General features: G+C 55.9%; 6 protein-coding genes. 2 read left to right on the forward strand and 4 right to left on the reverse strand.

Features of this window, described 5'->3' with window-relative positions; translation table 11 throughout:
* Nucleotides 1-31: 31 nt before the first annotated feature.
* The 4 genes from BLR09_RS13730 to BLR09_RS13745 form a co-directional block, all read right to left on the reverse strand.
* Nucleotides 32-2875 carry a TonB-dependent receptor gene (locus BLR09_RS13730; RefSeq protein WP_093203142.1) on the reverse strand — a complete coding sequence of 948 codons (2844 nt, stop codon included), beginning with the start codon at nt 2873-2875 and terminating at the stop codon, nt 32-34.
* Between the two features lie 161 nt (nt 2876-3036).
* Nucleotides 3037-3360 carry a hypothetical protein gene (locus tag BLR09_RS13735; protein ID WP_093203145.1) on the reverse strand — a complete coding sequence of 108 codons (324 nt, stop codon included), beginning with the start codon at nt 3358-3360 and terminating at the stop codon, nt 3037-3039.
* Entirely contained in the window at nt 3357-4517 is a 1161-nt protein-coding gene (locus tag BLR09_RS13740; RefSeq protein WP_093203147.1) for a PepSY-associated TM helix domain-containing protein, read from the reverse strand. Before BLR09_RS13740 ends, BLR09_RS13735 begins: the two co-directional genes overlap by 4 nt.
* A gap of 75 nt (nt 4518-4592) precedes the next feature.
* Nucleotides 4593-5462: a nucleoside phosphorylase gene (locus BLR09_RS13745; protein WP_093203150.1), complete on the reverse strand. Its 870-nt coding sequence runs from the start codon at nt 5460-5462 to the stop codon at nt 4593-4595.
* 172 nt (nt 5463-5634) lie between these two features.
* On the opposite strand from BLR09_RS13745, the gene BLR09_RS13750 reads away from it, so the two are divergent.
* The gene (locus tag BLR09_RS13750) at nt 5635-7074 is read left to right on the forward strand and encodes a gluconokinase (protein WP_093203153.1); all 1440 of its coding nucleotides are present in this window, start codon (nt 5635-5637) and stop codon (nt 7072-7074) included.
* Between the two features lie 94 nt (nt 7075-7168).
* Nucleotides 7169-7831 carry a DUF6624 domain-containing protein gene (locus BLR09_RS13755; RefSeq protein ID WP_143011090.1) on the forward strand — a complete coding sequence of 221 codons (663 nt, stop codon included), beginning with the start codon at nt 7169-7171 and terminating at the stop codon, nt 7829-7831.
* Nucleotides 7832-7982 lie beyond the last annotated feature (151 nt).

Below are 7982 nucleotides of genomic sequence, written 5' to 3' on the forward strand. Positions count from 1 at the left end.
AGCAACCCCTTTCAAATAGTACCAGAGCGTATCAGAAAATCTTCGGCACGTCCCAGGTGAAGGCAACGTAGTACAGTCCGCCGATCGTCGGGCCGGCAGCATACTGGATGTACCGGTTGTTGAAGATATTGGAACCGCCGAGTTTGGTCGTCAGACCAGCCTTGGGCAGGCGATAGGTAACCTGCGCGTCGACCGTGCTGTAAGCCGGCACGATACCGTCGGCCAGCGGGCTTTGCCACAGGAAGCTGTCCTGCCAGCGCCATACCACGTTGAAGCCGAGGTTTTTCGCTACTTCCCGGTTTCCGAGCGACAGGTTCGTCGCCCATTTCGGCGTGTTGAAGCCCGTTACAAATACGTCGGACGTCTTATTTGCCTGAATATCATTGAAGTTGGCATTACCTGAAATCGTATACTTCTTGTGGAAGTTGTATGTCAGGCCGAGCGTTGCGCCATAGCTGTGGTACGTGTTCTTGGCGTTGGTATACACCCGGTAGCGCACCTGCTTGGCGCGGGTCAGCATGTCGAGTACGGCCGCGTCCGAGAGTACCGTTCCGGACGTCGGCACTGCTACTTCCACCTGTCCGAGGAAGCCTTTGTAGACGTTGTAGTATACTTCTCCGTCGATCGCCAGTTTGTTGTTGGCGAGTACGCTTTTGTAACCCGCTTCGAAGGAGTTGATCTGCTCCGGTTGTTCCGGTTTAAGGTTGGCTACCTGCAGTACGTTCCGGTTTTTCAGGGCGGCGTCGTTTTTCGACAGACCCGCGGCTACGTCTGCGTTGACCGCCGCCGTGAAGTTATCCAACGATACCAGCGTATACGAGTTTTCGAGGAAGCCGAGGCCTTCGTTTACCCGGGCCAGACCGCCTACGCGGCGTACGTTACTGTTGTTGACGAATGAAAGCGCCTCAAACAACGCCGGGAAACGGAAGCCGTTCTGGTACGAGAAACGGATGTTATGCTTTTCGGCAGCGGTGTACACCAGCGCGATCCGCGGGTTAAACTTCGGCGAAAATTCCGGGTTGTTATCGACCCGTGCCGAAGCGGATACCTTCAGTTTATCCTGGAAGAATTTCTTCGTAGCGAGGGCAAAGGCACCATACTTCTGGTAGATCTGGTTTTTGCCGCCGGGAGTGGTACGTTCTGCGAGCGGTTTGGAGAAATCGACGAAGTTGTTGCCGTCGGGAATGACCGAGTACAGGCGGTAATCAGCGCCGACTACTACATCCGCAAATTTGATGCGATCACCGAAATTGTACTGGAAATCAGCATGGTAGGTGTTGCTGCGCTGCCAAAGAGCTGCGCCGCCGGTGGCCGGAGCGCCCGGTACGTTGACCGCGATGTCCCAGTTATTGATGTTGACGATGGTATTCTTCAGGTTGTTGAAGGCTTCGGTACCCGGCTCTACACGACCGGCGTCGGCTACTTTCCGGGCCAGTTGCATCGCTGATGCCAGGTCCACGCCGTTGTTTACCTGCGTTTGCAGTTCTTTCTGAAACTTGCTTGCCCAGGCTGAGTTGGAGCCGTTGTTGAGGTCGAGGTTGTAGGCGAGGGGGTTCAGGTTGTATGACTTGCCGGTGTTTTCGATCAGCATGTATGCGCGGGCTACGAAGTTACTGCCGCGGAGTTCGAGCTTATGGTTCTGCACCGTCACGTCTTTCAGCTGGATTTTGTTTCCGCGCTGGAAGATCCCGTCCATCAATCCATACCGATAGCCGTAGGAAAGTTCGAGGTGATCATTGAGCTTGTAAAACAGACCGCCGTCGAATTTCAGGTTGCGTACTGTCGGGCTGATGAGGTCTTTTTCGTAGTAACCGGTCCGGCTGACGTTAAACGTTTCTGTACGGCCTTTGTACTGAATACCAATGGAAGAACGGGCACTGCGGTCGTCACCATACCGGTTCCAGAGATCGGCTGCCGGGTTATTGGCGCCTGACAGTTCCGGAAAACGGGGGTTGGCAGAGTTCAGGTTCTGCGGATTCTGGTCGGTCTGCGTATTGGCGAGCCAGTCCGTTCCCTGGAGGTAGCTGAAGTTGAGCTTGAAGGCAAACTTGTTGTTGAACGCCTTGGCGATACGTACAGCCGTTTCGGTAAGGGCAGAAGGATCACGGTCGATACCATCCACGTGGTTTACGCCGATTTTCTGGTAAATGCTGACGCCCTGGTACTGGAAGGGGCTCTTGGTCTGGAGGTTAGCCATCCCGTTGATCGCGTTCATCCCGTAAAGGGCAGACGCGGCGCCAGGCGTAATTTCGATGCTTTCAATATCAAGCTCGGTAGGACCGATGGCATTTCCCAGCGGTACGCCGAGCGTCGCTGCCTGCATATCGACACCGTCGACGAGCTGCATGAAGCGAAAGTTATTCGGAATATTGAACCCGCGGGTATTGGGGACTTTGAACGTCAGGCTGGAGGTAGTCATCTGTACCCCTTTGACGTTTTCAAGGGCGTCATAGAAGCTCGGAGCGGGGGAGGACTTGATCGCACGGATGTCGAGCTTTTCGATCGCTACCGGCGACTTCAGAATACCTTCTTCAATCCGGGAAGCGGAAACAACAACCTCTTCCGCCAGCAGCGCCTGCGGCTTCAGTTGCAGATCGATGAGGGACTGACTATCAGATGCTACGTCGATTTCTTCCTGCTTGTAGCCTACTGACGACAACACGAGGGTAAACGGAGGTTTCCGGTTGGTTTTCAGCTCAAAGCTGCCATCCTGACGGGTCGTAGTACCGGCGACGGTACCTTTGATCCGGATCGAGGCGCCGATCAGCGGCTCCTTGTTCTCGGCATCTTTCAGTTTTCCGGAAACCAAATAAAGCTGTTGTGCGGATAACGTACTGGAAATCAATACAAATGCAAGCAATAAAAGCTTTCTCATGTAAGGGGTATGTCAAAGTTTCTGTTGCAAAGATGCAACAACACTATTAACTCTACCAAGTTTATAGATTAATATTTTTCAAAAAAGGTAAGAAATCCTAGAGAAATAGTAGAAAATTGAACTTTTGAAAGACGAAAGCCGGAAAAATTACTGCTTTCAACTCAGAAAATAGACGGATTAAAGAGCTTGATCAACCCGAAAAAGGAAAGGTATACCAGAAAGAAACCGAGCGAAAGACCGAAATACCGGACCAGCCGGCGACTTCCTTTTCCAAACGGGAGTCCCCCTAAATGGACCAGCAGGCAAAGTACCGCCACCACAAAGTTAAGGCTGGCGAGGGTTCCGGTAAACAGCACGGCGAATACCGCAGGCTGCCAGACAATTCCCGAAATAAGTCCGTAGCAAAAACCGAAAGCGGCGGCAATCGCCGCAAACCAGGCAGCATACCGGAGTCCGAGGCGGAGCTGAGAAGCGAAGTAGGTCATGGCTGCAGGTCGGGTTGGGGGAGCGGACGACGCCTCCTGCCGGATTTTTTCCAGCGCGGATACCAGATGATGAAGCCCGTCACGCATAGTACAAAGGGCATGAACGACCCAATCAGGGCCAGTACCTGCGTCGGCCGGCCGCCAAACGTACCGTAGTGCACCGGTGTCAGCCAGCTGAGGTACGCACGGCCGATGTTGGGTAATTCGGTCCGGGTATTGAACAGGATTTTTCCGGTAAACTGATCGACGATGACCAGGTCCCGCTCGCCGGACTTCGGCTTTCCCGGACTGGAGAGGTCGATCCGGTACGCGCCGGTCACCGTATCCGGAATAAACAGACCGCGGACGGTACTTCCGGGTACTGCCTGGAGGCCCGTCGCGAGTACCTCGCTCAGCGGTACCGGCTTCGCGCCTTTCTGCCAGGCGGATTTCGGATTCAGGAGATTGGAAAGGCTTTTCGGTGATTGAAAACTCAGGAGAAACAACACCGGAATAACCGCCGTCGAAAATGTAATGCAGAAGCCGGTAAGCGATAGCAGGCTCACCACCGGCGCGGAGTACAAGCCGAGAACATTGTGCCAGTCGTAATTCTGGCGTTTGAACCCGGCCTTGAAGTTGACAGTCAGTCCGGCCCGGAGTTGCTTCCATTTCTTCGGAATCCAGAGTCGTAACCCACTGATAGTCAGAATAAGCAGAGTAAGCGCGGAAAGCCCGACGAGGTACCTCCCCGCCGCCGGAATCAGCAACGTGCGGTGCAGGCGCAAGGTGAAGCCGATGAACGAGCTTTCGTAGTTCCGCTCGCCGAGTATCCTGCCGGAATACGGATCCACATAGACCTGATTACGGGTTTTGGTTTCGAAGAGCTGATAAGGAGTATCCGGAAGGCCCTGCTCGTCATAAAGGTACTGGAATTTCAACGCAGGCCGCTGGGCCTTGATGAGCGGGATGACGCGGTCGAACGACAGTTTCAGCCCCCTCGGTTCGACCCGCAGCAGCGCCGGATTAAGCGCCTGATCGATTTCGTCCCGGAAAACCAGGATACTGCCCGTTAACCCGACAATCGCCACAATAACCCCGGCTCCCAGGCCGAGGTACAGGTGCCAGCGGGCAAACCAGCGTTTCTGATGACGGGCAATGTTTCGGAGAAAGACGCGCATGGAACAGGGATCGTCCTGCAAAGAAACAATCCCTGTTTATACAAGTCAATATTTATTTAGTCTAAATAAGAAAAATTACAAATCACTCGCCCAGCACAGCGTATCGCGGATGAGTTTTTCGATGGTCTGCTCCGGTCGGGTGGAAAATTCGCCTGTCGCGCGGTTGGCGACAATCGCATTGAGCGACAGCATCTCATGACCGAGCAGGGCGCCGAACAGGTAATAGGCTGCCGTTTCCATTTCGAAGTTGGTCAACCGCCAGCCTTCGTGCCGGAAGGCTTGCAGCTTGCCGATTACGCCGTCAATTTTCGGAGCGAGGCGAAGGTGCCGTCCCTGCGGCGCATAAAAACCCGGACACGTCAGTGTAAAGCCAGGAACCGACGAAACGACGTCGTGAAAAGATTCGAAAAGTACGGGAGAAGCCTCCGCAACATAGGGTTGCAGGCGGAGGCCGAGTGTGGTCTTGAGGGAAGCGGCGAGATCCGGTTGCCAGCGGGATTCGTCCGTCGCATAAAAATCCAGCAGGCCGTCAAGACCAACTGCCCGCCGGGAAGCAACGACAGAATCGACCGGAATATCTTCCTGCAGACTACCCGACGTTCCGATACGGATCAGGTTTAGCGGGCGCTTTTCGGTGCGGGGAACCCGCTGCTGCAAATCAATGTGGCGAAGGGCGTCGAGCTCGGTCATGACGATCTCCACATTATCAGAGCCGATGCCGGAGGAGACGACGCTCATCCGTTTCCGGCCGATGGTCCCGGTATGGGTGACAAATTCCCGGTGCTGTTTGCGCACGTCTATCGTATCAAAATGCCGGGATACCAGGGCGACGCGGTCGGGATCGCCGACGAGAATCACGGTATCGGCCAGGTCTTCCGGTAGCAGGCGCAGGTGGTAGATGCTGCCGTCGGGATTCAGAATCAGCTCGGATGAAGGAAAAGCCATACGCAAAAAGGACAAGTGTCTGTGGCCGGCAGCGCCGGGATGCAATGTTAGCCGATTTTCGGAGGAATGTATACGCCCTTGCGCCGAAATAGCGGCAACGCAAAAAAAGACGTACCCGGCAGACCAACCAATGCCCGGTATTTCCATTTTTGCAGGAATTGACTCTTACGAAATGGAAAGCTGGATCGGCGTCGACATCGGTACGACCAATACCAAAGCAGTAGTTTTTGACGAGGCAGGCCGGGTCCTGGCCCACCACAGCGTCGGCTACGACATGATACATCCGGAGCCTGATTACAGCGAGCAGGACCCGGAAGCAATCTGGGAGGCCGTGAAAACGGTTCTGGAGGCTGTCTCCGGCGGTTTGACCGACATCCGCGCGGTATCTTTCAGCGCCGCCATGCATAGTTTGCTGCCGGTAGACGCCGCCGGTAACCCTCTTGGCAACCTTGTCATCTGGGCGGATAACCGGGCCAAAGTCGAAGCGCAGGAGCTGCGCGACAGCGAAGCCGGCCGCGCCATTTTCCGGGTGTGCGGTACCCCGCTGCATCCCATGACGCCCCTCTGCAAGCTGATGTGGTGGAGCCGTCATCAGCCGGAAGTCATTCAGCGGTCCTATAAATTCGTGGGAATCAAGGAGTTTATCTGGTTTCGGTTGACGGGAGAATGGGCGATTGACTACTCCCTGGCTTCCGCAACGGGTATGTTTGATATTTCGACCTTCGCCTGGCACGCTCCGGCACTGGAGACGGCCGGTATTCCGGAGGCGAAGCTTTCGCCGCCGGTATCTCCCTACCACCGGGCGGAGGCATCAGGAGGAGCCGGACTGCCTGCCGGAACGCCGCTGATTATCGGGGCGTCTGACGGGTGCCTGGCTAACCTGGGTACGGGGGCAATTGTACCCGGCCGGCTCGCGATTACCATCGGGACCAGCGGCGCAGTACGTGTCTGCTCGCCTGACGCGGCGACCGACCCGCTCATGCGCACTTTCACCTATGTACTCGACGAAGGAACGTACATCGTAGGCGGCGGTACCAATTCCGGCGGAGTAATCCTGCAATGGATTGCGGAGCAGTTGTTTCCGGGTATTCCGACCGACGAACTCATCACCCGCGCGGCAGCTATCGAACCCGGCGCCGACGGCCTGATCTTCCTGCCGTATCTCCTGGGCGAGCGCGCCCCCCTCTGGGACGCCAACGCCCGCGGCGGCTTCTTCGGTCTGACCCTGCAGCATACGCCGGCGCACCTGGTCCGGGCCGTACTGGAAGGTATCTGCCTGCATACCTGCTCGCTGGTCCGTATTCTGGAAGAGCGGGGGCCGGTCAACGAGATATTTGCTTCCGGTGGCTTCGCCCGAAGTCCGGAGTGGGTGCAACTACTGGCTGATTGCGCCGGTAAGCCGGTTCGTCTGCCCGAGACCGTCGAAGCAGGCGCCTGGGGCGCGGTACTCCTGGCGATGAAACAGGCCGGTCGCGACCACCTGAAATGGCTGGAAGGCTTGCAGATTACGCGGACATTTGAGCCGGATCCCGTACGGGCAGCGCTATACAGGAGGTTGGGGGAGAGGCAGCTGAAGTTGTATGAAGTGACGAAGGAGCTGGAAACCCTTTGACCGCACATCACAATTTCATTTGGTTCTTTCAGCGGATTTCGTCCTTTCGTTCCGGCAGGTATCGGTGACCTGTCGTACGAAACCCCGACTCTCCATGAAAAGCCTTCTTCCGGTACTATTCCTGCTATTGGTTACAGGGAGCACCTATGCCCAGGTTACCTCCTTTTCCATCGATCAAAGCAAAATCAACCAACCGCTCGCAGCCCGTCTCGATTCCCTTTTCCGGGAAGACCAGGCCGCGCGAATACTGCTTGCCAAATGGATGCGGGAAGAAATTCCGGCAAAATCACTCGACAGCCTCAAGGCCGTCGTCCGCGAAAAAGACATCTCGAACCTGCGGTTTACTGAAAAGATACTAGAAAAATACGGTTGGCTCGGTCCGCAGGATGTCGGTATGACGGGGAGTCAGGCGTTGTTTCTGGTTATCCAGCATGCCGACCTCCCGACGCAGCAGAAATACTATCCCCTGATCAAAAAAGCGGAAAAAGACGGTAAGATCTTGTCGAGCAACGTTGCGATTCTCGAAGACCGCATTGCCGTCCGGGAAGGGAGGGAGCAGATCTACGGCTCCCAGGGTTATGCCGACCGCGAGAAGAAAAAGACGTTCATTTATCCACTCAAAGATGCAGACCACCTCGACAGCCTCCGCCAAACGATGGGTATGCCCCCGATGGCCACCTATGTCAAGGACTGGAGCCTATCCGACTACAAATCCTACCTTCCCCACGCCCGCGAACTCCTGAAAAAAGCGAAGTAGCAAGCAACACACCAACCCCGAAGGGGTCAAACCCCAGTAACCCCGGGCGCAGCCCGGGGCTCTCGCCCCGCATACAGCTACTCCGGGCTCTCGCCCCGCATACAGCTACTCCGGGCTCTCGCCCCGCATACAGCTACTCCGGGCTCTCGCC

The sequence above is a fragment of the Siphonobacter aquaeclarae genome (assembly GCF_900103285.1).
GTDB lineage: Bacteria > Bacteroidota > Bacteroidia > Cytophagales > Spirosomataceae > Siphonobacter > Siphonobacter aquaeclarae.